Genomic DNA, 21,325 nt, shown 5'->3' on the forward strand with positions numbered 1-21,325 from the left:
GTCGCCCTGTGGCGGCTCCCGAACAGAAAGAGAACTATCACATGAGTGATGCTATCGAGCTCAGTCTGGATGGGGTAGAGCGCCAGCCAATGCGCACCTTTACCGAACAGGCTTACTTGAACTACTCCATGTACGTCATCATGGACCGGGCCCTGCCCCACATAGGTGATGGCCTCAAACCCGTGCAGCGGCGCATCATCTACGCCATGAGCGAGCTGGGTCTGTCGGCCCTCTCCAAGCACAAGAAATCCGCCCGTACCGTGGGTGACGTGCTGGGCAAGTACCATCCCCACGGCGACAGCGCCTGCTACGAGGCCATGGTGCTGATGGCCCAGCCTTTCTCCTACCGCTACCCGCTGGTGGATGGTCAGGGCAACTGGGGGGCGCCGGACGATCCCAAATCCTTCGCCGCCATGCGTTATACCGAGGCGCGGCTGTCGCGCTTCTCCGAGCTGCTGCTCTCCGAGCTCGGCCAGGGGACGGTGGAGTGGACGCCGAACTTCGACGGCACCATGAAAGAGCCGGTGGTGCTGCCCGCCCGCCTGCCCCACATACTGCTCAACGGCATCACAGGCATAGCCGTGGGCATGGCGACGGATATCCCGCCCCACAACGCGCGGGAAGTGGCCTACGCCTGTGCCGAGCTGCTGGACAACCCCAATGCGGGGCTGGATGCGCTGATGGCGCACATTCAGGGGCCGGACTACCCGACCAGCGCCGAGATCATCACGCCGCGCGATGACATCCGCAAAATCTACGAGACCGGCAAGGGCTCCATCAAGCAGCGGGCGGTGTGGAACGAGGAGGATGGCGACATCGTCATCACGGCGCTGCCCCATCAGGCCTCAGGCGCCAAGATCATGGAGCAGATCGCCGCCCAGATGGTGGCCAAGAAGCTGCCCATGGTCACCGATCTGCGCGATGAATCGGACCACGAGAACCCGACCCGTCTGGTGATCATCCCCCGCTCCAACCGGGTGGATATGGAGGCGCTGATGGCCCACCTGTTCGCCACCACGGATCTGGAGAAGAACTATCGCGTCAACCTCAACATACTGGGGCTGGACAACCGTCCCCAGGTGAAGACCCTCAAGATGATCCTCTCCGAGTGGATCACCTTCCGCCGCGAGACGGTGCGCCGTCGCCTGCAATATCGCCTCGACAAGGTGCTGGCTCGCCTGCACATCCTCGAAGGCTTGCTGGTGGCCTACCTCAACATCGACGAGGTGATCGAGATCATCCGTACCGAGGATGAGCCGGGCAAGGTGATGGTGGAGCGCTTCAACATCAGCGAGACCCAGGCCGAGGCGATCCTCGAGCTGAAACTGCGCCACCTGGCCAAGCTGGAAGAGTTCAAGCTGCGCGCCGAGCAGGATGAACTGGCCATAGAGCGCGACAAGCTGGAACTGCTGCTGGGTTCGGAGCGCCGCCTCAACACATTGCTCAAGAAAGAGCTGCTGGCGGATGCCGAGAAGTACGGCGACGATCGCCGCACCCCGCTGGTGGAGCGCGCCAGCGCGGTAGCCTTGACCGAGAAAGAACTGACCCCGAGCGAGCCGGTCACCGTCATCCTCTCGGGTGCAGGCTGGGTACGGGCCGCCAAGGGCCACGACGTGGACGTGGAAGGCCTCTCCTACAAGGCGGGGGACGGTTATCTGGCCCACGCCTGCGGCCGCAGCAACCAGCAGGCTGTGTTCCTCTCCACCCTGGGACGCACCTATGCGCTGGAGGCTCACACGCTGCCATCGGCCCGCAGTCAGGGCGAGCCGCTCACCGGCCGCTTTGCGCTGGGCGCAGGCGAAGAGGTACGCCATCTGGTGATGGGCAACGAGGGGGAACCCTATCTCATCTGTTCGGATGCCGGTTACGGCTTCGTCTGCACCTATGACGATCTCATCGGCAAGAACAAGAACGGCAAGGCGTTGCTGACGGTGCCGGAAGGTGGCCTGGTGATGGCTCCCCAGAAGATTGGCTCGCCGGAGACCGATCTCTGCATGGCCATCTCCAACGAGGGGCGCATGCTGCTGTTCCCGCTCAACACCCTGCCAGTGCTCGGCAAGGGCAAGGGCAACAAGCTCATCAGCATTCCGTCGGCGCGGGTCAAGGCGCGGGAAGAGTTTATGGTGATGGCCGCCATTATTCCGCAGGGGCAATATGTCACCCTGTTTGCCGGCAAGCGCAAGCTGACCCTCAAGCCATCTGACCTTGACTACTACCGTGGCGAGCGCGGCCGCCGTGGCGCCAAGCTGCCCCGCGGTTTGCAGCGGGTGGATAGGATAGAGATAGAACCCACCGCAGGTACCGAACCGGCAGCCGGGGAAAACCAGGAAGGGTAATTAACAGAAGGGAGCGGAAGCTCCCTTCTTAACTATTACTCTATATAAAAATGCTCTTACCGCATGCTACATGAAATTAATATTCAGATTTATAAATTTAGCCTAACTTAGGCTACTTATTGATTGCTAGCTTACAAGAGTTGTCCAACGTAGATAAAATATGAAGTAGGGGTCTCGAATATCGAAGACATCGCTCTCCTCATCCCATTCGACAATATTGTCTCCAGCTGCGCCATTGACAATATTGCTGGAGTGTAAGCAAGCTCCTATTATACTAGAGCCACTAGGACAGTCTTTTGCGCACAAAGAACTTATTCTATCTAAAAGGTTTTGATATCTAAAAGTTAATTGAGGAGGTGACAATGAAAGCGCTTTAACTATGAATGTGTAAACATCACCTTGCCATCCATCCTTTGATATATATACCTTTCTATCAGAGCCTCTTGTTTTTGGGCCTTCCAACATTTTATCAGTTACAGAACTATAGTTTGTGGATAAAACGGTTCTTTTACATATTTTTTCTAAAATTTCTTGATCATCATGAAATTTGAATGGCTCAGTTGATGTTTCTCTTACATTGAGTTCGAAACATGAGTTCAAACAAAGATATTGCATCAATTGCGGCGAACCTGCAGCTTCAGAGGCTAATCGCTCTACCATAGCAGTACAGTCTGATATATTCAGCTTGTCAAAACCTTTATACGCAATTTTCTTTAATACATCTTCACCCCAGTAATCAAAATCAATTGAAAAAATTCTCCCTCTTAGGTCTGGGTTACTTCTTATTACATCATCTGAATGGTAAGGTACTGATGCACAAATAAACTTGCACCCTTTTCGCATGGCTTCTTTTATTTGCTTGGCGATTTCACCTTGAACATCTCTCGGTATATAATGAAAGTCGTCAATAAAAACAATGAAATCTGTATTTCCGATTTCATTTATCAATAGCTGTAGATAATCGGTAGAAAAAACCTCTGAATCAGAATGACTAGAGGTTCTGGCTGTTCCTATTGCAGCCTCTCCTTTGCCTTTTGCTAATAAAGGAATCCCCACTTCTCCTGCAATCTTTCCTGATATATTGCTAGAGGATGAGCTTCCAGTCGTTTTTGATGTTGAAATTGGGGTTCCGATTATATCAAAAACCCTGACCCAAATATCTTCTGATTTTCTTACACCTGCACCGGTAACTTGAATTAATGCTTGCTTTCCTAGTGTTTGTTCGACAAATACGGTTTTTCCTGATTTTGATGGTCCAGAGATAGAAATTAGCATTGACCCACTTTCTAAGACATCTTGTAGTTGTTGTTCCTTTTCCTCAAGATGGTCACTCACAAAGGTCCATGTTGGAAATTTCCCTGGTGTAAATACCTCTGTAGCTTTCATATAGATCCTATTTTGAGAAAACTTAAGGTTAGCGGTTTATGTGCGAAGCTAGACATTATCTTACAAAGGCTATCAGAATGTAGCGTTAGAAAACAATATGATAATGTCCATATTTTTGACAGAGATCTACATTCTATTAAGTTGTATGTTAACGTCGGGAAACAACCAGATTACCCGCTTACGATAAGCCAGTTTCGTCGTTCTCATTACTAAATGTCATCAGACGTTCGCGAAAACAGGTTGCCGCTATTCTGCTGGCAATCCATTTGTTTTGTATACCCATCCATAGCTACGGAGATTGTGGTGCGGCCGATTAGGCTTCGCTAATCGACCCTACTAGCCCCGGCTTGATTCAACCTTCTGTTGCTTGTCGATTGCTTCTGCCGTCATGGCTTGTTCCCCCTCATCCCCGACCCTTCTCCCGCAAGGGGAGAAGGGAGCTTAGGTCGCAGCTATTCAGGATGACGGCAACCTATGGGCTGGCCGTAGCTATCGAGGATGATGGCGAGCGGCTATTTGGAATAATCGCCGAGGTATAGAGTGGCTGTCATGGCTTGAAGCTGGCTCGATACAGTTCCCTCTCCCCTTGGGAGAGGGCCAGGGTGAGGGGAGCTAGCTGGTCGGGTGTAGCAACCAAGCTGCATCACACTGCTGACCACTCAGTTATTGAAATTCCACTTGATGGGCAGCTCAAGGTCGAAGACAAGCGCGCCTCCTTCGAGGCTAAAGGGCAGGCTGGTCTGGTGCTGCTCATATTCGTTGACGATCAGGCAGCACTCGAAGAAGTTGGATTCGTAGCTGAGGTGGGCCAGACCATGGGCGCCGTCTTGAGCGAGCTCGATGCGCAGCACCCGGGGCGGATGTTCCTGGCTGAGGTTGACCGCGGGATTGCCCTCATCGACCAGTCGCTCCAGCAGGGGGAAGAAATCCTGTCTGTGGGCCGCTATGGCCTGGGTGATGGCCTGCTCGAGCTCACTCTGGCTGGCGAAGGGGCCGCCGAGGGGGTAGCGGGTCTGGATCCTTTCCTGAGTCATGGCGTTTCCTCCTGAACTGAGATGTGGCAACAGTTTGGACGCTGCAGAGACCTGTAACCCGGAATCTGCGACCAGCGTGTTTTATCGCAAATTGTCGATGGCGCATCACGCAATAGGGGAGTCCTTGTCCTGATAGATGAAGCAATCCGTAAAATCGAAACCATGCCGATGTTTATAAAATATCAGGCAGGGATCCGGCCATTTTTCACCAGCGCCCGGCAGATGTTCTTGCACATCTTGCCAAAACGGTAGAGCTCATCGAAGGTGGGCGGGATGCCGCGGTTGATCTGATATTGCCAGTAGCTGAGATCCGTATCCACCAGCTCCATCAGCTTCTTGGGGCAGCCGATACAGGTGTTGTCCGGCCCGCATTTGAAGGTATCCGGTTGATAGAGCGGGAATTCTTGCTTCACGGCATCGATGATCTGCTGCATCGCTGTGATGCGGTCGGGTTTTCTGCTCACGCCTGGCCCCTGCTGCCTGTAGGAAGGATGCATTATATCCCTGAGAAAAATGGGGCCAATTAGGCTAACGAGGTAGTCCGGCCAGGATGTCCGCCGGCCAGATACCACAACGCCCGGCGGGCCGGGCGTTGTGGTACAACTCTGTGGACGGCGAAAACGCGCCCTAGAAGTCGTGATAGAGCGGCCAGCCGAGCAGGGGGTGCTTGAGACCGGCGCGCATCTCGACGTTGTCGAGCTTCTCCGGCGAGGCGTTCTCTTGTTGCAGCAGCTGGTACTGGCGCACAAAGCCGAGGGTATGCAGCAGGTTGGCGACAAACCCCTTGCTGAGCTCCTGACGCAGACCGGCGATCAACTCGCTTGGCAGCTCCGCCAGCAGCAGTTCCAGCTGGGCGGCCAGATAGTCGGTGTCGTACCAGGCTTCCTGCAGCACTATGTCTCGTGCCAGACGGCGTTTGAGATCCTGCTTCACCTTCAAGGGGGCCGCGCCGCTGCCATTGCCGCAGAGGATGCGATAGAGCAGGGCCTCGGCCAGCTTGTCTTCCATGGTGGGGTGGTCGTTCTCGCAGGCGAAGAAGTGCTGATCGATCAGGCTCATCAGACGGGCCTTGTTGTGCTCCACCAGCGCCTTCTCGTACTCCTGCCAGCCTTGCCACTCCTCCACGTCCGGCGGGCTGGAGATCTTGTCCAAGAGCCGCGCATCCACGTCGCCATAGAGGCTGTTGCCACCAGGCTGCTTGGCGCTGACCGAGATCAGCATGGACCAGCCCTTCTGGAACGGCTTGATGGGCCCCTCCGGCGCCTGCAGCAGGGCCAGCGCCTTGGCCGTATCCCGTTGCGACAGCTCCAGCAGCCCCAGGCTGACCACGCCGATCACGTCGTGGGCGGCCTGTTCCAGCAGGTGCATCTTGTACTTGTTGTAGTACTTGTCGGCGAACTTCAGGCTCATCAGCACCGCCTTGCCCTTGATCTGGCCAAGCTGCTGATCGCTCAAGTGTTCGCTCTCGCGACCAAAGCGCAGCACCTGGGTGAGAAAGGGGCCCTGATTGACATCGCGTATGGCTAGTTGCATGACGGGGCTCCTCAATCCAGGAAGCTGAACATGTCGTCGACTTCGGCGTACTCGTCGGAGGCGTCGTTCTTCTCTTTGGCCTGCATCACCAGCTCGCTGGCGAACTTGCTGATGATACCCTCCCAGGAGGAGTGCTCATTGCGCAGCAGTGCCTTGATGGCTTTCTCCACCTCGGGGGTCAGCTCGCGGATCAGCATCAAGAGGCTGCGCGGGTCATCCAGCGGGTAGTCGTGGGCATTTTCACTCTGCTGGCGGTCGCTGTAGGAGAGCGCCTCTTCCAGATCTTCCTCTTCGGCGTGCAGCGTGTCGTGGAAGCCCTCGTCATCGTCGAAGCGCTCACCGCGATAGAACTCGATGAAGGGGATGGCGAGGTAGAAGAGACCGGCCGGATCCTCGGCGATGCACTCCAGGATCTCCGCCTGCTTGGCGTCGCTGTCCTGGGTGCGGATCAGGTAGTTGAGGAAGTCGAAGGTGTGCTGCTGCAGCTCTTCGGCGTTGTTCTTGATCGCCTCTTCCCAGTAGAGGGGCTGCTGGCAGACGATGTCGCGGATCCGCTCCGGGGTCATCAGCTCGGAGATGATGGACGGGAACGACATGTCGTGCTGGCCGTTGATCTGGGTCAGGGTGACGATATCAATCTGTTCAATGACTTCGGCCAACTGGTCGTCGGACATTGTCTTGGCGATCAGCTCGAACTTTTCGCTGGCCTGTTTCGGCTCGATCACGGCCAGCTCTTTGATCTCGATGGCGGTAATTTCTATCAGACTGTGCATGCTTTGCCTCAAGTTAGAAACGTACTTCGTCGTACATGTCTTGATCGCCGTCGTCGTCACCATCACCGTTGTAGTCGGCGTCAGCGTTTTCCCCGTCTTCATCTTCGTCGTCACGCAGCTCGTAGTCGTCATCGGCACGGCGGCTACCGCGCGGCAGCGGGTTGTCGAGCTGGAACAGCACGGCGCAGGCTTCGATCAGCTGATCTTCGCTCTGGGCCCGCACCGCTTTCACCAGCGGCAGGTCGGCATTGTTGAACGCCACCGACACCTTGAACTCGTCCCATGAGGGTTGTACGCCGCTGCCGAGCCACTTGATCCACTCGGGTTTGGCCTTGGCTGGGAACTGCACCCGGCCATAGAGGGCCAGCGGCAGGTACTCGGGCATGAACTCCAGCATGCTCATGTCGGCCAGCAGCAGTGTCTTCATCTTGCCGGTGAACTGCTCAAGTGCCTTGGGCTGGTCCTGATCCCGGTAGGATTCGATATTCTCGCTGGCATCACTCATCAGCGCTTTGATCCGCGCCTGGTCCCATTTTTTCTGCATAGCGCCTCAGGGGTAGAATTGGTCCCACATCTCCTGCATGGCAGAAGCGGGATCGGTCACGATGACGTTGTTGAAATCCTTGATGAAAGCGGCCCGCTGTTTCGGGTCTGACAGCACTTCATAGGCCTGCTTTACCTGGTGCAGCTTGATGGCTGCCAGCTCTCGCTCTTCTTCGCTCGCCCCTAACAGCTTATCGGGGTGGTACTGGTTAGACAGCCGGCGATAGGCTTTTTTGATGTCATTTTCGTTGGCGTTGGACTTGACGCCCAGCACCCGAAAGTAGTTGTTCATGGCAGATCCTGCATCACTGGCATCTTGGAATTCACACTGCGGGCGCCTGATGGTGGAGCTTGAGAAACCAGGCACGGCAAAAACCCGTCATTTTAACGGAAACAGGCCAGCTCCGCCATGAATAGGAGGCGATATGGCAAGCAAGTTGCCAATAGCGAAAAAGCTCCAATCGATGCCATTTTGGCAACAAGAGGGCGGGGCATGTGTGATGGCGGGTGAAAAAACGCCCGGCAGGCCGGGCGTTGTCGGTTATTGGAGGCGGGCCCAGGCCAGACGCAGTTTCAGCCCCAGACCCGAACTCCAGCCTGTGGTGGTACTCACCACCTTGCCGTCCTTGACGATGAGGAAGCTGGGAGTAACGCTCACCTGCCAGCGGGCGGCGAGATCCCCCCGCTCATCGTTATGGGTCGGGAAGGTCAGCCCCTTCTTGCCCATTCCCTTGCTCAACTGCTGGGCGTTGCCGGAGCGCAGTGCCACCGTCAGCACGTTTTCACCGTCCTGCCAGAGCTGCTCCACCGTCGGTGTGGTGAAGCGGCAGACGGCACACCAGCTGGCCCAGTAGTAGACCAGCAGCGGCCTGTCCCGGCTCATGGCCTGCAGGTCGGCGGTGGTGCCATCTTGCAGGGTGAGGGTGGGCAGCGGGCCGTCTTCTGGCAGCGCCGGGCTGCGCCAGAGGTCCAGCGCCGTCGAGATGACCACGCCAAACAGCAGCAGCCAGAGCGCCTCCTTGCCCCAGCGCCGCCAGCGGGGCTGGGTGGTGATAGTCTCTGTCATGGTTTATCCCTGCTTGGCCAGTTCGGCTTTGACGATTTGCTCCAGCTCCTCATAGGGAACGGCGCCGGAGACCAGCTGGTTGCCGATCAAGGTGGCCGGTGTGCCCTGCACGCCGAGCAAGGTGCCGATGCGCAGGCTGTTGCGCAGCTCCTCGGTGGCCTTGGCCGCAGGCTTGAGGGCCAGGTTGTCGGTGGCCGCCAGCGCCTTGTTGATGTCCGCCTCGGTCAGCATGCCCTGCTTGCTCATCAGCTTGTCGTGCAGGGTGAGGAAGCGGGCGGGATCCTGCTGCCACAGGGTCAGGCTGTACTGGGCCGCCTTGGCGGAGCTCTGTCCCTTGAACGGCAGCAGCTTGATCACCAGCCCGACATCATTTGGATAGGCCTTCAGCAACCTGGCCAGATGAGGGTCTAACTGCTTGCAGTAGGGGCAGTTGTAGTCGGTGAACGACACCAGGGTCAGCTTGGGATTCTTGGCACCCAGGCGCGGGCTGGTGGGGCTGTTGAACAGCACATCCTGATTGCCCTTGATGAAGTTGCCAAGCTGGCTGGCCTGATCCGCCGCGTTCTGCTTCTCCCAGGATTCGGCAGCCTCGTCGAGGATCTTGGGGTTGGCCACCAGGGTTTCGCGGATCAGCTCCTTGATGCGGGCCTCCTGCTCCGGGGTGAAGGGAGCGGCGTGCAGGGCCGGGGCCAGCAGCGCGGCAGAGAGGGAGGCCAGCAGGGTCAGGGTACGCAGGGTCGGTTTCATTTGGTGTCTCCTTGAGAAGTGGCAATGCCTGCTTGCGCCAGGGTGGCAAGCAGGGTCGGACGGTCCAGCAGGGGCGAGAGGATCTCGCCACCCTGCAGGCCGGGCCCGTAGATCTGGTTGAAGGGAATGGCCACGCTGCCGCGCTGGCGCAAGAAGTCGGCGATGCTGGCAGAGGGACGGCTCCAGTCCCCGCGCAGGGCCACCACATCGGGGGCGCTCAGCGCTTTTTGCACGTCATCTCGCAGCAGCACATTGAATTTGTTGGCTTTACAGGTAATGCACCAGTCGGCGGTGACATCGACAAAGACCCGCTTGTTCTGCGCCAGCGCGTCCTGGATGGCTTGCTCCGAGAGCGGCTGCCAGTTGACGCTGTCCCGCTGGGGCTTGCCCTCCATGGTGAAGGCGCCGCCCAGCAGCAGGGCCCCGCCCAGTAGACAGGTGAGAGCCAGCCCCAGGGTCACGCCCCGCATGCCATGGCGCCACACCACGGCCAACAGCAGGGCGGCCAGCATCAGCGCCATCAGGATCAGCATCCAGAATTGGCCGACATGGTTGCCGAGCAGACTGAGCAACCAGAGGCTGGAGCCCAGCATCATCAGGCCGAGCAGAATGCGCAGGCGCCCCATCCAGCGGCCCGGCTTCGGCAGCCAGAGCGCGAGACGGGGGAAGGCGGCGATCAGCAGCCAGGGCAGGCTCATGCCGAGGCCAAGCGCGGTGAAGATGAGCCAGAGCTGACCGAGCGGAGCCCCGAGCGCAAAGGCGACCGCGGTGCCGAGGAAGGGGGCCGAGCAGGGGGTGGCCAACAGGGTGGCAAAACACCCCTGCAGGAAGTGACCGCCCAGGCTGTTGCCGCCCGTGGTGGCGAGGCGGGTATTGAGGTTGCTCGGCAGCCTGATTTCGAACAGCCCCAGCAAGTTGGCGCAAAACAGCGCCGTCACCACCACCATGAAGCCGATAAACCAGACGCTCTGGAACTGGATGCCCCAGCCGACCGCACCCTGGCTGGCGCGCAGCAGCGTGCTCATCAGTGCCAGCGCCCAGAAGGAGACCAGGATACCGGCGCTGGCCGCCAGGAATTGCAAACGAACCGGGCGGCGCTCACGGGTTTCCAACTGCAGTACCGACCCCAGCTTGAGTGCCAGCACCGGCAGCACGCAGGGCATCAGGTTGAGGATAAGGCCACCCAGCAGGGCGGCGCCCAGCAGCCAGAGCAGCGAGTGGCCCTGACTCGGCAGGGTCAGCGGGTCACCTATCTGGAACTCGCTCTGCCAGGCCTGTTCACCGTTGGCCAGTACAAACCCGAGTTGCTGGCGACGTATGTCGGGCGCATCGCCCTGCCAGCCATCGCTGACCGGAATGCGGGCGATCAGGGTGTTGCCTTGCACCTCCAGCTCGGGTTTGCCAAATTCGGCGCCCTCCAGCCGCTGGAGGAAAATCTGCGGCTCCTGCCAGCCCTGCGGGTTGTCGGCGGTCAGCTGCAACTGGTTTTGCCGGTAGCCAGCCTTGAGGGTGACGGTGCCAGGCATGGCTTGTGGCAGCTTGCTCATCGCCTGGGCGTAGGCAAAGTCGAACCCTTCCGGCGTAGTGCCATCCAGCGCCAGGGTAAAGGGGTAGTCGGTCAGTATGCAGACGTTGCTGCAGGTCGAAAGGCGCAGCGTGCCCGTCAGTGCATCGCTGCTGCTGTGGGCAAGCGTGATGGGGAGGCTGACGGCTTGCTGATAGCCCTGGGTCGAGATGCCGCTGACGTCAAATCGCTCCGGCACGGGCCAATGCCACTGCTGGGTGGCTTGAGGGGCATCCCAGAATATTTCAGGAGCTATGCCGCCTTCCCCCGGGTTCTGCCAATAGGTCTTCCAGCCGGACTCGAGCGCCAGGCTGAGCAGCACGCGAGTTTGGGCGGGATTGCTGGCGTCGGCTTGCAGCCGCACTTTTGCGTGATCGTTCTGGGGGCTGACAAGCCAGCCGGTATCGCTGGCCAATCCCATGGATTGCCACAGCAGGCCGCCCATCAACAGGGCAGTCTTGATCATGTTTGACATGTTTTTGTCTCTTGAAAATGGAAGTTAGGGTGGTGTAAACCGCGACTAACTCATTCTCGCCAGACACATAAAGTGAGGTGAAGCCGCCGTTCAGGCGGAGATATGTTGCGAGGGGGAGGCAAGGCGGGTGAGCGGCGCGACAGTGGCGCCAGCAGGGCAATCACGAAGGCGATGGCAAAGAAGATCTGTTCGACGCAGAGCAGGCTGGCGGCACTGAGCCACTTGCCATTGAGCTGGCAACTGCTCGGCTGGGGCGTCGCTGGTTGTGCATCGTCGGCATCGGCGCTGGAAGAGGGGAGGAGCTGTACCTGGCAACTGAGGGCCTGATCGAGCTGAGCCAGCCGGGCCAGCGGCTGGGCCGTGCAGTTGAGCACCAGAATGCAGACCAGCAGCAGGAGTCTTGTCGCCACGCGTTGTCGCAAAATCATGCTAGCCCTACCCTGTTGAATGGTGCATATCCTATCGATCAATAATGACAGGAGCAAGTCAGCAGGATTCGATGCGACCATATGCAACATCGGGGTGGTCGGTTCTGTTTGGCGAACGCTTGTTCGCTAAAAGGGGGACCAGTATACTGCGCCGAGTTAAAATCCGAGGTGTTCGATGCTCAAACTTGCCCGTGTGCTGCTGCTTACCCTGCTGCTCGTTTTCTGGTTCGTGTTTGGTCTGTTGCTCTGTCTGGTGCGTCCGCGTCATCCCAACAACGTCTTTGTCTTCGCCCGCATGTACCATGCGATCTGCCCGCTGCTCGGCCTCAAGGTCAAGGTCATCATACCGGACGAGGTCAAGTCGGTTGGCCCGGCGGTATACGTCTGCAACCACCAGAGCAATTTCGACATCTTCACAGTGACAGGTGCCGTCATGCCCGGCGTGGTGGCGGTGGGCAAGAAGAGCCTGCTGTGGCTGCCCTTCTTCGGCCTCCTCTTCTGGCTCTCAGGCAACGTGCTGATCGACCGCTCCAACCGCTCCCGTGCCATCGGCACCATAGGCCAGGTGGTGGATCGCATCAAGCATCACGGCACCTCCATCTGGATGTTCCCGGAAGGGACCCGCTCCAAGGGGCGAGGCCTGCTGCCGTTCAAGGCCGGCGCCTTCCACACCGCCGTGCAGGCGGAGGTGCCCGTGGTGCCCATCGTCTGCTCCAGCTACTTCGGCCAGATCGATCTGAACCGCTGGGACAATGGCGAGGTGTTGCTGGAAGTCATGGCACCTGTCTGCAGCAAGGAGCACGGCGCCGCCGGCATTCGCGAGCTGTCTGACAACTGCCGTGCCCGGATGGAAGCCAAGCTGGTCGAGCTGGACAGCAAGCTGGGTCGCCATCAAGCCGCCTGAGTCTGAACGAAAGATGACATAGAGGGAGCCGCTGGCTCCCTTTTTTGTTGGTTAAAATCACCACCTTGTTGGCAATTTTAACCAACAAATCCGGCTTGTATCTTGCGAATGAATCCCCATCTATTTGTAAAGCAACAATAAATTATCTTGGCATGGCTCTTGTAATGCTATGGGAAGAGATAGCCATCCCCATGAACAAGGAACCAGACCATGAGCGTATTTAGCCGCCTGACCGACGTGATCAATGCCAACCTGCACAGCCTGCTCGACAAGAGCGAAGAGCCGGAGAAGATGCTGCGCCTGATGATCGAGGAGATGGAGCAGGTCCAGGTCGAGATGAGAACCCAGGCCGCCCGCGTCATCGCCGAGCAGAAGCAGCTGGAACGCCACCAGCAGGCGCTGCAACACCAGATCCTGGAGTGGTCGGCCAAGGCCGAGCTCGCCATCCAGAAGGGGCGTGAGGATCTGGCCCGTGCCGCCCTCACCGAGAAGCTGGCCGAGGCCAAAAAATGTGACCAGCTGGAGCAGGACAAGGCCCGGGTGGCCGAGGTGCTGGCCCAGCTCACCGCCGACAGCGAGCGGCTGGCCGCCAAGCTGACCGAAGCCCGCGAGAAGCAGAAGATGCTGACCCTGCGCGAGCAGACCGCCCACAGCCGCATCCGTGCCCGCGCCCAGGTCGACAACCAGCGCATGCACGAGCTGATGGCCCGTTTCGACGGCTTTCAGGGGCGGGTCGATCAGCTGGAAGCCCAGCTGGAGGCGGCGACTCTGGGGCAGAATCCCTCGCTGGAGGCCCAGTTCCGCGAGCTGGAGCTGAACGACGAGATTGAGCGCGAACTGGCCCGGCTGAAGGGTCAGAAGGTGGAGGCATAAAGATGACGCCCTGGCCGAAGGACCTTGCCCATCGCAAGTTGACCGGGGTCTGCGCCGGCATCGCCAACGGGCTGGGGTTCTCCAGGGTGACGGTACGGATAGTGGCGCTGATCGCCCTGATCCTGATGCCGCCACTGACCCTGGCCGCCTATCTGCTGGCGGTGCTGATCATGCCGCCCCGTCGTGAATTGAAGCGCTGGCTGGACTGACCACAGGGTCCTTCAGCCGGCAAGAGAAGCCTGTGAGGAGCAGAACATGCTGGAATTTATCGTCTTGATGCTGGTGTTGGTGGCCATGGCGCTGGCGGGGTTTACCGTGCTGGCCATGCTGCTGGTGAGCGGCCTCTTCGTGCTGTTTGGGGCCCTGGCCGGCATGTTCGCTCTGATCATCAAGCTGGCGCCCTGGTTGCTGGTGCTGCTGGTGGTGTGCTGGCTCATCAGCAACCGGCGCAAGCAATCCAATACCTACCGTTAAGCCTCCCTGCTATCGGATCCTGCCTTGGCCACTGCTCGCAGTGGCCTTTTTTGTGGCCTCTTCATCGCCTGCTCGACAGCTGCCAGCCAGGGCTGGCTCCAGTCGACCCAGCCATCCGGCTCCCGCACCAGGCGCTCCTTGAAGGCCTTGCTCTGCTGCTTGAGGCGGTATTCGAGTCGCAGCGCCGCCCCCTTGTCACCCACCATCTGCTGCCAGACCAGTGTGAGCGGTCCCTTGCCGCGCAGGGCGCGGGATCCCTTGCCGCTCTGGTGCTGGCGCAACCGCCTTATCGGATCCGTGCTGATCCCCGTATAGAGCAGGCCGGTCGCGGTGCGTACCAGATAGAGGGACCACTGGCTGGTTGGGGGTGAGCTGGTCGGTTCTGTGTCCATCGCTGCTTTTCTCATTCGATCTGTCTGTGCCAAACTCAAGAGCAGTCCAAGGAGGTGCGATGCGAGTCTGGTTCTGGTTGTGGTGCCTGTTGTCGGTCCCGGCTCTGGGGGAGACGATCCGTGTTTATGATTACCATCAGCATCCCCCTTTCATGACAGGGGAGAAGACGGGGCTGAGCCGGGATCTGGTCAAGTATCTCAATGAAAGGCTCGGCGGAGAACCCAGGCTTGAGCTCTGGCTGGTAAATCGGGCCAGATTGGCGCTGGAGATGTCGGATCCCGGCTTTGATGGCCTGGTGGCCTGGGTCAATCCCGCCTGGGTGGGGGATCCCCAGTGCGAGCGCTATCTGTGGACCTTTCCCATCATGCGTGACACCAACGAGCTCATCTCCAGTGCGGCCAGACCCATCACCTATCGCAGCCCGGATTCCCTCAAGGGGCTGATCTTCGGTGGCATAGAGGGCTATCGCTATCAGGGGATCGATGATGCTGTGGCCCGGGGCGAGCTGGTGCGCCACGATGCCAAGAAGGTCAAAACCAATTTCAGCCTGCTGATGCGGGGCCGCATCGATGTGACGCTGGTGCCGGGTTCGGCACTCTCTTTCTTCATTCATGATGCCTATGAGGGCAAGCTGTTCGTCTCGCCCTTTCCCCAATCCAGCTATACCCGTCACCTCTTGCTGCCGAGATCCCGCAGCGAGCTGCATGCCCGGCTGAACGACATCGCCGAGCAGATGGACCAGGATCCCGCGTGGCACGCCATCCTGGAATCCTATCGTGGCAGACCCTGAGCAGGGTTGCCGGCCCTGCGCCTGAGTTTGTGCAGCGGCAGCAGGCTCACCAGCAGACCCGCCCAGACAAAGGCAAATCCCACCGACTTTACCGGATCCGCCGTCTCGCCAAACCAGAAGAGGGCGAGCAGGAAGGCGAGGCTGGGTTCTATATATTGCAGCAATCCCACTGTGCTCATGCGGGTGCGCGCCACGGCGTAGCAGAACAGGCCCACCGGCAGCAGGGTGGCGGGGGCGCTGCCCATCAGCAGCAACCGATCGGCCCAGTCACCGGCCATGAACTGGCTCATGCCGCTCAGGGCCAGAGCGCCGATGATCAGCAAAGCGACCGGCAGCTGGACCAGGGCCTCGAGATAGAGGCTGACGCCGGCGTCGTAGTGCACCTTCTTCTTAAGCAGGCCGTAGAAGGCGAAGTTGGCCCCCATGATGAGGGAGAACCAGGGCAGCTGGCCGTAGGAGAACAGCATGTAGGCCAGCCCCGCCAGCGCCAGGGCGACCGCCAGATGCTTTTGCGGGGTGAGCCGCTCCTTGAGGAAGAGCACGGCGAACACGATATTGAACAGCGGCGTCATGAAGAAGGCGAGGCTGGTGGCCAGCACCTGACCCGTGGTCAGGCACCAGGTGAACATGCACCAGCTGATGGACATGATGGGGCCCGCCAGCAGTATTAGGCCGAGTTGACGGGGTTCACTGCGCAGGCGCGCCCAGGGCACCCGGTAGCCGAGCAGGGCGAAGAGGGTGCCCAGCAGTACCGCCGACCAGAGGACACGATGGGAGAGCAGCTCCCACATGTTGACCTCCGGCATGAACTGGTAATAGAGAGGCAGCATGCCCCACAGCACGAATGAGAGGGCCGCGCTGCCGGTGCCCATCCAGTTCTTCATCTCTTTCCGTTTATTAAATTAAACATTTGTGGTCGCATGATAAGTACCCGCTGACGCTTTCACAAGCAGGATGGAGGGGGAAATTCTGTTACTATCGGGTCCATGAACCGACTCGATACGCTGTTTGAACAGATCCGGGCCTGCCGGTTATGTGAGGCTCATTTGCCGCTGGGGCCACGCCCGGTGATCCGTGGCGCCGAAAGTGCCCGCTTGCTGATCATCGGCCAGGCACCCGGTACCCGCGTGCATGCCAGCGGCATCCCTTGGGATGACCCCTCCGGCGATCGGCTGCGTCACTGGCTCGGCGTGGATAAAACGACCTTCTACGACGAGTCCCGCATCGCCATCATGCCGATGGGGCTCTGCTACCCCGGCAAGGGCAAGTCGGGGGATCTGCCACCCAGACCCGAGTGTGCGCCTACCTGGCACGACAAGGTGTTGATGCTGCTGCCCAATATCGAGCTGACCCTGCTCATCGGCCAGTATTCTCAACAGTACTATCTGGGCAAGGCCAGCAAAGGCTCGCTCACCGAGACGGTGCGTAGCTGGGCCGACTATGGTCCCGCCTGGCTGCCGTTGCCGCACCCGTCCCCGCGCAACACCTTCTGGCTCAAGAAGAATCCCTGGTTCGAGCAGGGTGTGCTCCCCCATCTGCAGCAAAGGGTCGCCCCCTTGCTGGTGCGACCCTAATACTGGCCTCTGCGTCAGACAGCAGGTTCCGTCAGCGGCTTTGGTTTGCTGCGGGCCATGGCAAGCAGCGGGATTATGATGCACAGGCAGCCCAGCAGCAGCGGCAGACCCGGCTGCTCGTCGAACAACCAGACCCCGATGGCGACCGCCATCAAGAGCCCCGTGTATTCCGCCGAGGCGATCTTGCTCGCCTCGGCCTTGCGATAGGCCACCACGCACAGCCCGGCATAGACCATGATCAACGCCGATGAGCCGAAGGCGGGCCACCACATCTGCCACTGCCAGTCTCCCCCTTCCCACCAGGCCAGCGCCAGTATGAAGGGCATGCTCAGCACGTTGGTGAAGAACAGGGTCTGTGCTATGGGCTGCTTGAGCGGGATCCGCTTGATCAGCAAGTTGTTGAGCGCCATGGAGAGCGCCACCCCGAGCGCCGCCAGCGCGGCCCAGTTCACCTCGGTCGGCCGCAGCACGATCAGTACCCCGATAAAACCGATGAGCGCGGTCAGCACCTTCTGGCGGGAGATGGCTTCCCCCGCCATCCATACCGCCAGCGGCACCATCATCAGCGGGGCCGCATAGAAGAGGGCGTTGGCGGTGGCGAGCGGCAAGCGGGTGAGGGCAATGACCATCAGGCAGACGCCGACCGCCCAGATGTGGGCCCGCAGCAGATGCCACTTGAGCGCCACCGGCGGGTTGCGACGCCAGGACCAGAGCAGCCAGGGCATCAGCAAGAGGGCGGCGGAGAGCTGGCGAAAGAAGACAAACTGGAACACCGGCTGGCTCGGCTCCAGCACCTTGACCAGCGCATCGGAAAAGACCGCCACCATGTTGCCCAGCACCAGATAGAGGATACCGATCCCGACTGCATTCATATCACCTCCCATATCAGATGAGGGCAGGGTAGCGCGGGGTCAGTTATCCAGTAAAATGATAAAAAATCACCATCTATGAGAATTTTGGATAATGAAGCTGCCTCCCCTGCGCGCCGTTCAATATTTCGAAGCGGTCGCCCGCCTGCTCAGCTTTTCCCGTGCGGCCCTCGAGCTGAACGTCAGCCAGAGTGCGGTCAGCCACCAGATCCGCCTGCTGGAAGATTTTCTGGGTGAGCGCTTGCTGCTGCGCCAGGGGCGGCTGTTGTCACTGACCGCCCAGGGGGAGGTTTACTTCGAAGGCATAGCGGCCGGGCTCGGCCAGATCGCCCAGAGCAGCGAGCAGCTGCGCGGCGGTGGCGAGATGCGGCTGCGGCTCGCGGTCTACAGCTCGTTCGCGGTGAAGTGGCTGATCCCGCGTTTGGCGGGGTTGCGTCAGCTCTATCCCGAGCTGGATTTGAGCCTGGAGATGGTGGCGGAAGATCCCGAGCTCTCCGATCGGGTGGCTGACTGTTTCATCACAGTCTCGCCCCACGGCCGAGGTTATTGCCACGATCTCATCTACCGGGAGCGGCTGTTCCCGGTCTGCAGTAGGCGGCTGCTGCAACAGCTGGAGGGGGAGTGGCCACAGGCCATCTGGCAACTGCCGCTCTTGTCGGTGCAGTCCATCTACAAGGCGCGGGGGGAGGATTGGCAGCGCTGGGCCAAGGCGGGCGGCCTGGTCATTCCGGACGAGGCGCGGATGCACCACTTCAGTCATGTGCTGCTGGCGATGGAGGCGGCGGCCTGGGATCAGGGGGTGGCGTTTGTGAACGACTACATGCTGCGGCCGGATGATCCCCAGCTGGTGGCCTTGCCGGTACACCAGCTGGAGACGGGGGATGCCTTCTACTTTACCTGCAAGCGCTCCCGGGCCCATGAGCCCGCCATCAGCCGGTTGCGTCAATGGCTGATGATGGAGACGCGCCAGAGCATGGCACTATAACCGCTTGGGCTATCAGGCTTTCTTGAACTGGCTCAGGATAAACAGGCTGGTGGCACAGACCACCACGGAAGGGCCAGCCGGCGTGTCTTGATACCAGGAGAGGCTGAGCCCGCCCAATACCGCCAGACAGCCGATCAGCGCGGCAAAGCCGGCCATCTGCTCCGGCGTCTGGCTGAAGCGGCGTGCGGTGGCGGCCGGAATGATCAGCAAGGAGGTGATGATCAGCGCGCCGACAAACTTCATGGCCACGGCGATCACCAGCCCGATCAGCAGCATCAGCACGCAGCGCAGCACATCGACCCGGATCCCTTCCACCCGTGCCAGCTCTTCCGAGATGGTCATGGAGAGCAGGGGATCCCACAGGCGCCACAGGGTGAGCAGCACCAGAGCGCCGCCGCCGTAGATCCAGAGCAGATCCACCGGTTGGACCGAGAGCAGGTCACCGAACAGGTAGGCCATCAGATCCACCCGCACGTTATCCATAAAACTCAAGGTGACCAGGCCGAGCGACAGGGCGCTGTGGGCCAGGATGCCGAGCAGGGTATCGGTCGCCACCTGCTGGTTGCGGCTCATGATCACCAGCAGCATGGCCATGGCGAGGCAGCAGACCACCACCGCCAGGGTGAGATCCACCTGCAGCAGTATGCCGAGTGCTATGCCGAACAGGCAGGCGTGGGAGAGGGTGTCGCCAAAATAGGCCATCTTGCGCCACACCACGAAGCTGCCGAGGGGCCCGGCCAGCAGGGCTATGCCGAGGCCGGCCGCGAGGGCATATAACAGAAAGCTGTCCACTTGAATGTCCTTAGCTGCGCTTATTGATTGCGAGACGGCAGGCGGATGACGGGGGCCTGCTCATCGTGATGATGGTGTTCGCCGTCGCAGTGATGATGGTGGGTATAGACCGCCAGCACCTCCTGCTCGGGGCGCCCGAACAGGCGGGCAAATTCGGGGTGGCGTGCCACGCTTTCCGGCTCGCCGTGACAGCAGACGTGACGATTGAGGCAGATCACCTCATGGGTGCTGGCCATCACCAGGTGCAGGTCGTGGGAGACCATCAGCACGGCGCAGTTGAACTCGGCCGCCAGCTTGCTGATGAGGGCATAGAGCTCGATCTGACCGTTGATGTCCACCCCCTGCACAGGCTCGTCGAGCACCAGCAGCTCGGGCTTGACCAGCAGGGCGCGGGCCAGCAGCACGCGCTGCATCTCGCCGCCGGAGAGCTTCTGCATCCGGTTGTCCAGCAGCCCCTGGGCGCCAACCCGGTTGAGCGCCTCCTCGATGGAGAGACGGCCATTCTTGCCGAGCTGCAGGAAACGGCGCACAGTCAGCGGCAGGGTGGGATCCAGATAGAGGCGTTGCGGCACATAGCCGACCCGCAGATCGCGACGGCGCAGGATCTCGCCGGTATCCGGGGTGAGCAGGCCCAGCACCAGCTTGCTCAGGGTGCTCTTGCCCGCCCCGTTGGGGCCGACCAGGGTAGTGATTTTGCCTTTATTCAGGGTAAAGGAGACCTTGTCGAGCACGAGTCGTCCGTCGAACGAAAGACAGACCTCTTTCAGCTCCACCAGTTGGGTCATGACAGCTCCGGGGTTTACAGCCTGTGAGAGTTATAATATAACAACAGTGTTGGTTTGTTATATTATCACACACTCACTTCCTGACGAGATCTCTATGCGAATTCTTACACTGATCACTGCCCTGCTGGCAGTGAGCCTGCCTGTCCGTGCCCTCGAGGTGCTGACCACCATCAAGCCCCTCGGCTTTATCGCGGCCGCGATCACCGATGGCGTGAGTGAACCCAAGGTGTTGCTGCCGACCGGCGCCTCTCCCCACGACTTCTCCCTGCGCCCCTCCGATATTCGCAGTATTCAGGATGCCGACCTGGTGGTATGGGTCGGTCCCGAGCTGGAAGGCTTCATGGCCAAGCCGCTGGCCAAGCATCCCCATGTGCTGACGCTTACCCGGGTTGAGGGGATGCCGCTGTTCGACTATGCCAAGCAGGCAGGGCACGAAGAGCATGCCGATGAGGGTCATGATCACGATGGACACGAGGGGCATCATCACGAAGGGGTGGATCCGCACATCTGGCTGGGGCCGACCCAGGCACTGGTCATCGCCAATGCGCTGAGCGAGACACTGAGTGCCCAGGATCCCGCCAATGCCGAACGTTATCGCGCCAACCTGCTGACCTTCAAGGCCAAGGTGGATGCCAAGGACAAGCTCATCGCCGAACAGATGAAGGCGGTGAACCAGAAGGGCTACTTCGTGTTTCACGAGGCTTATGGCTACTGGGAACGTCACTACGGCATGAGCTCCAAGGGGCACTTTACCGTGAGCCCGGAACGCCGTCCCGGCGCCAAGACGCTGGTGGAGATCCGCAAGGCGCTGCAGGAGAAACAGGCGAGCTGCATCTACGCCGAGCCGCAATTCTCCCCTGCCGTGATTGAGTCGGTGGCCCGCAACACCGGCGCCAAGGTATTGCTGCTGGACGAGGTGGGCGAGCAGGTGCCGCTCGGACCGGATGGTTATCCCCAGTTCATGCAACAGCTGGCCGACGCCTTCGCCCAGTGCCGCTGAG

Annotated in this window: 25 protein-coding genes; 9 read left to right on the forward strand and 16 right to left on the reverse strand. The window is 59.9% G+C overall.

Annotated elements, in window-relative coordinates; translation table 11 throughout:
• Nucleotides 1-41 precede the first annotated feature (41 nt).
• Nucleotides 42-2,336 carry a DNA topoisomerase IV subunit A gene (parC, locus tag IU367_RS02765; RefSeq protein WP_274453385.1) on the forward strand — a complete coding sequence of 765 codons (2,295 nt, stop codon included), beginning with the start codon at nucleotides 42-44 and terminating at the stop codon, nucleotides 2,334-2,336.
• A gap of 126 nt (nucleotides 2,337-2,462) precedes the next feature.
• On the opposite strand, the gene IU367_RS02770 is transcribed toward parC, so the two are convergent.
• From IU367_RS02770 to IU367_RS02820, 11 genes are all read right to left on the reverse strand, one after another.
• Nucleotides 2,463-3,722: a hypothetical protein gene (locus tag IU367_RS02770; protein ID WP_274453386.1), complete on the reverse strand. Its 1,260-nt coding sequence runs from the start codon at nucleotides 3,720-3,722 to the stop codon at nucleotides 2,463-2,465.
• 659 nt (nucleotides 3,723-4,381) lie between these two features.
• Nucleotides 4,382-4,756, reverse strand: a complete 375-nt coding sequence (locus IU367_RS02775; protein WP_274453387.1) for a hypothetical protein — start codon at nucleotides 4,754-4,756, stop codon at nucleotides 4,382-4,384.
• Nucleotides 4,757-4,938: 182 nt separating this feature from the next.
• A complete protein-coding gene (locus tag IU367_RS02780) occupies nucleotides 4,939-5,190 on the reverse strand; it encodes a hypothetical protein (protein ID WP_337999344.1) in 252 nt (83 codons plus the stop codon).
• A gap of 193 nt (nucleotides 5,191-5,383) precedes the next feature.
• A complete protein-coding gene (atcC, locus tag IU367_RS02785; protein ID WP_274453389.1) occupies nucleotides 5,384-6,289 on the reverse strand; it encodes a cold adaptation protein AtcC in 906 nt (301 codons plus the stop codon).
• A gap of 11 nt (nucleotides 6,290-6,300) precedes the next feature.
• On the reverse strand, nucleotides 6,301-7,062 hold the full coding sequence (gene atcB / locus IU367_RS02790) for a cold adaptation protein AtcB (protein ID WP_270686604.1): 762 nt from the start codon (nucleotides 7,060-7,062) through the stop codon (nucleotides 6,301-6,303).
• A 13-nt stretch (nucleotides 7,063-7,075) separates the two neighbouring features.
• Nucleotides 7,076-7,606, reverse strand: coding sequence for a cold adaptation protein AtcA (atcA, locus tag IU367_RS02795; RefSeq protein WP_274453390.1), 531 nt, complete (start codon nucleotides 7,604-7,606; stop codon nucleotides 7,076-7,078).
• Nucleotides 7,607-7,612: 6 nt separating this feature from the next.
• Nucleotides 7,613-7,897 (reverse strand): cold adaptation protein ActJcold adaptation protein ActJ, encoded by a 285-nt coding sequence (gene atcJ, locus IU367_RS02800; protein ID WP_096119877.1) that lies wholly within the window; start codon nucleotides 7,895-7,897, stop codon nucleotides 7,613-7,615.
• Nucleotides 7,898-8,146: 249 nt separating this feature from the next.
• Complete coding sequence (locus tag IU367_RS02805) at nucleotides 8,147-8,671, reverse strand: protein disulfide oxidoreductase (protein ID WP_274453392.1); 525 nt, start codon at nucleotides 8,669-8,671, stop codon at nucleotides 8,147-8,149.
• A 3-nt stretch (nucleotides 8,672-8,674) separates the two neighbouring features.
• Nucleotides 8,675-9,418: a DsbA family protein gene (locus IU367_RS02810; RefSeq protein ID WP_274453393.1), complete on the reverse strand. Its 744-nt coding sequence runs from the start codon at nucleotides 9,416-9,418 to the stop codon at nucleotides 8,675-8,677.
• Complete coding sequence (locus tag IU367_RS02815) at nucleotides 9,415-11,457, reverse strand: protein-disulfide reductase DsbD family protein (protein WP_274453394.1); 2,043 nt, start codon at nucleotides 11,455-11,457, stop codon at nucleotides 9,415-9,417. The genes IU367_RS02810 and IU367_RS02815 overlap by 4 nt, the downstream gene beginning before the upstream one ends.
• A 50-nt stretch (nucleotides 11,458-11,507) precedes the next feature.
• Complete coding sequence (locus tag IU367_RS02820; protein WP_274453395.1) at nucleotides 11,508-11,885, reverse strand: hypothetical protein; 378 nt, start codon at nucleotides 11,883-11,885, stop codon at nucleotides 11,508-11,510.
• Nucleotides 11,886-12,060: 175 nt separating this feature from the next.
• Here IU367_RS02820 and IU367_RS02825 point away from each other — a divergent pair, with 175 nt between their 5' ends.
• The 4 genes from IU367_RS02825 to pspG all read left to right on the forward strand — a co-directional run bounded on the left by IU367_RS02825 (nucleotide 12,061) and on the right by pspG (nucleotide 14,136).
• On the forward strand, nucleotides 12,061-12,789 hold the full coding sequence (locus tag IU367_RS02825) for a 1-acylglycerol-3-phosphate O-acyltransferase (RefSeq protein ID WP_043554460.1): 729 nt from the start codon (nucleotides 12,061-12,063) through the stop codon (nucleotides 12,787-12,789).
• Nucleotides 12,790-12,999: 210 nt separating this feature from the next.
• On the forward strand, nucleotides 13,000-13,662 hold the full coding sequence (gene pspA, locus IU367_RS02830; protein ID WP_043554461.1) for a phage shock protein PspA: 663 nt from the start codon (nucleotides 13,000-13,002) through the stop codon (nucleotides 13,660-13,662).
• A gap of 2 nt (nucleotides 13,663-13,664) precedes the next feature.
• Nucleotides 13,665-13,871: a PspC domain-containing protein gene (locus tag IU367_RS02835; protein WP_241280675.1), complete on the forward strand. Its 207-nt coding sequence runs from the start codon at nucleotides 13,665-13,667 to the stop codon at nucleotides 13,869-13,871.
• Between the two features lie 46 nt (nucleotides 13,872-13,917).
• Entirely contained in the window at nucleotides 13,918-14,136 is a 219-nt protein-coding gene (gene pspG, locus IU367_RS02840; RefSeq protein WP_043140399.1) for an envelope stress response protein PspG, read from the forward strand.
• On the opposite strand, the gene IU367_RS02845 is transcribed toward pspG, so the two are convergent.
• Nucleotides 14,133-14,543: a GIY-YIG nuclease family protein gene (locus IU367_RS02845; RefSeq protein ID WP_274453396.1), complete on the reverse strand. Its 411-nt coding sequence runs from the start codon at nucleotides 14,541-14,543 to the stop codon at nucleotides 14,133-14,135. The genes pspG and IU367_RS02845 overlap by 4 nt on opposite strands.
• A gap of 44 nt (nucleotides 14,544-14,587) precedes the next feature.
• Between IU367_RS02845 and IU367_RS02850 the strand changes: the two genes are divergently transcribed.
• Entirely contained in the window at nucleotides 14,588-15,319 is a 732-nt protein-coding gene (locus IU367_RS02850; protein WP_274453397.1) for a substrate-binding periplasmic protein, read from the forward strand.
• Here the strand turns inward: IU367_RS02850 and rarD are convergent.
• Entirely contained in the window at nucleotides 15,301-16,203 is a 903-nt protein-coding gene (gene rarD, locus IU367_RS02855) for an EamA family transporter RarD (RefSeq protein WP_274453398.1), read from the reverse strand. The genes IU367_RS02850 and rarD overlap by 19 nt on opposite strands.
• A gap of 102 nt (nucleotides 16,204-16,305) precedes the next feature.
• Here rarD and IU367_RS02860 point away from each other — a divergent pair, with 102 nt between their 5' ends.
• Complete coding sequence (locus IU367_RS02860) at nucleotides 16,306-16,893, forward strand: uracil-DNA glycosylase family protein (protein ID WP_274453399.1); 588 nt, start codon at nucleotides 16,306-16,308, stop codon at nucleotides 16,891-16,893.
• Between the two features lie 14 nt (nucleotides 16,894-16,907).
• On the opposite strand, the gene IU367_RS02865 is transcribed toward IU367_RS02860, so the two are convergent.
• Entirely contained in the window at nucleotides 16,908-17,765 is an 858-nt protein-coding gene (locus IU367_RS02865) for a DMT family transporter (protein WP_043140389.1), read from the reverse strand.
• 91 nt (nucleotides 17,766-17,856) lie between these two features.
• Here IU367_RS02865 and IU367_RS02870 point away from each other — a divergent pair, with 91 nt between their 5' ends.
• Nucleotides 17,857-18,747, forward strand: coding sequence for a LysR substrate-binding domain-containing protein (locus tag IU367_RS02870; RefSeq protein ID WP_043140387.1), 891 nt, complete (start codon nucleotides 17,857-17,859; stop codon nucleotides 18,745-18,747).
• Nucleotides 18,748-18,759: 12 nt separating this feature from the next.
• Here IU367_RS02870 and znuB read toward each other — a convergent pair whose 3' ends face one another.
• Together znuB and znuC are read right to left on the reverse strand one after the other, a co-directional pair.
• Nucleotides 18,760-19,539 (reverse strand): zinc ABC transporter permease subunit ZnuB, encoded by a 780-nt coding sequence (gene znuB, locus IU367_RS02875; protein ID WP_098982118.1) that lies wholly within the window; start codon nucleotides 19,537-19,539, stop codon nucleotides 18,760-18,762.
• Between the two features lie 20 nt (nucleotides 19,540-19,559).
• Nucleotides 19,560-20,324: a zinc ABC transporter ATP-binding protein ZnuC gene (znuC, locus tag IU367_RS02880; RefSeq protein WP_042868263.1), complete on the reverse strand. Its 765-nt coding sequence runs from the start codon at nucleotides 20,322-20,324 to the stop codon at nucleotides 19,560-19,562.
• Between the two features lie 94 nt (nucleotides 20,325-20,418).
• On the opposite strand from znuC, the gene znuA reads away from it, so the two are divergent.
• A complete protein-coding gene (gene znuA / locus IU367_RS02885; protein ID WP_274453400.1) occupies nucleotides 20,419-21,324 on the forward strand; it encodes a zinc ABC transporter substrate-binding protein ZnuA in 906 nt (301 codons plus the stop codon).
• Nucleotide 21,325: the final 1 nt, after the last annotated feature.

This window comes from Aeromonas bestiarum, from assembly GCF_028751155.1.
GTDB classification, from domain to species: domain Bacteria; phylum Pseudomonadota; class Gammaproteobacteria; order Enterobacterales; family Aeromonadaceae; genus Aeromonas; species Aeromonas bestiarum.

What these genes read in the sequence shown, in the direction of transcription:
- IU367_RS02825 (WP_043554460.1), top strand. Translation starts at nt 12,061, where the DNA reads ATGCTCAAACTTGCCCGTGTGCTGCTGCTTACCCTGCTGCTCGTTTTC.
- znuA (WP_274453400.1), top strand. Translation starts at nt 20,419, where the DNA reads ATGCGAATTCTTACACTGATCACTGCCCTGCTGGCAGTGAGCCTGCCT.
- pspG (WP_043140399.1), top strand. Translation starts at nt 13,918, where the DNA reads ATGCTGGAATTTATCGTCTTGATGCTGGTGTTGGTGGCCATGGCGCTG.
- pspA (WP_043554461.1), top strand. Translation starts at nt 13,000, where the DNA reads ATGAGCGTATTTAGCCGCCTGACCGACGTGATCAATGCCAACCTGCAC.
- IU367_RS02780 (WP_337999344.1), bottom strand. Translation starts at nt 5,190, where the DNA reads ATGCAGCAGATCATCGATGCCGTGAAGCAAGAATTCCCGCTCTATCAA.
- rarD (WP_274453398.1), bottom strand. Translation starts at nt 16,203, where the DNA reads ATGAAGAACTGGATGGGCACCGGCAGCGCGGCCCTCTCATTCGTGCTG.
- znuC (WP_042868263.1), bottom strand. Translation starts at nt 20,324, where the DNA reads ATGACCCAACTGGTGGAGCTGAAAGAGGTCTGTCTTTCGTTCGACGGA.
- IU367_RS02815 (WP_274453394.1), bottom strand. Translation starts at nt 11,457, where the DNA reads ATGTCAAACATGATCAAGACTGCCCTGTTGATGGGCGGCCTGCTGTGG.
- IU367_RS02775 (WP_274453387.1), bottom strand. Translation starts at nt 4,756, where the DNA reads ATGACTCAGGAAAGGATCCAGACCCGCTACCCCCTCGGCGGCCCCTTC.
- IU367_RS02845 (WP_274453396.1), bottom strand. Translation starts at nt 14,543, where the DNA reads ATGAGAAAAGCAGCGATGGACACAGAACCGACCAGCTCACCCCCAACC.
- IU367_RS02770 (WP_274453386.1), bottom strand. Translation starts at nt 3,722, where the DNA reads ATGAAAGCTACAGAGGTATTTACACCAGGGAAATTTCCAACATGGACC.
- IU367_RS02820 (WP_274453395.1), bottom strand. Translation starts at nt 11,885, where the DNA reads ATGATTTTGCGACAACGCGTGGCGACAAGACTCCTGCTGCTGGTCTGC.
- IU367_RS02865 (WP_043140389.1), bottom strand. Translation starts at nt 17,765, where the DNA reads ATGAATGCAGTCGGGATCGGTATCCTCTATCTGGTGCTGGGCAACATG.
- IU367_RS02870 (WP_043140387.1), top strand. Translation starts at nt 17,857, where the DNA reads ATGAAGCTGCCTCCCCTGCGCGCCGTTCAATATTTCGAAGCGGTCGCC.
- IU367_RS02810 (WP_274453393.1), bottom strand. Translation starts at nt 9,418, where the DNA reads ATGAAACCGACCCTGCGTACCCTGACCCTGCTGGCCTCCCTCTCTGCC.
- IU367_RS02805 (WP_274453392.1), bottom strand. Translation starts at nt 8,671, where the DNA reads ATGACAGAGACTATCACCACCCAGCCCCGCTGGCGGCGCTGGGGCAAG.
- parC (WP_274453385.1), top strand. Translation starts at nt 42, where the DNA reads ATGAGTGATGCTATCGAGCTCAGTCTGGATGGGGTAGAGCGCCAGCCA.
- atcB (WP_270686604.1), bottom strand. Translation starts at nt 7,062, where the DNA reads ATGCACAGTCTGATAGAAATTACCGCCATCGAGATCAAAGAGCTGGCC.
- atcC (WP_274453389.1), bottom strand. Translation starts at nt 6,289, where the DNA reads ATGCAACTAGCCATACGCGATGTCAATCAGGGCCCCTTTCTCACCCAG.
- atcJ (WP_096119877.1), bottom strand. Translation starts at nt 7,897, where the DNA reads ATGAACAACTACTTTCGGGTGCTGGGCGTCAAGTCCAACGCCAACGAA.
- IU367_RS02860 (WP_274453399.1), top strand. Translation starts at nt 16,306, where the DNA reads ATGAACCGACTCGATACGCTGTTTGAACAGATCCGGGCCTGCCGGTTA.
- IU367_RS02850 (WP_274453397.1), top strand. Translation starts at nt 14,588, where the DNA reads ATGCGAGTCTGGTTCTGGTTGTGGTGCCTGTTGTCGGTCCCGGCTCTG.
- atcA (WP_274453390.1), bottom strand. Translation starts at nt 7,606, where the DNA reads ATGCAGAAAAAATGGGACCAGGCGCGGATCAAAGCGCTGATGAGTGAT.
- IU367_RS02835 (WP_241280675.1), top strand. Translation starts at nt 13,665, where the DNA reads ATGACGCCCTGGCCGAAGGACCTTGCCCATCGCAAGTTGACCGGGGTC.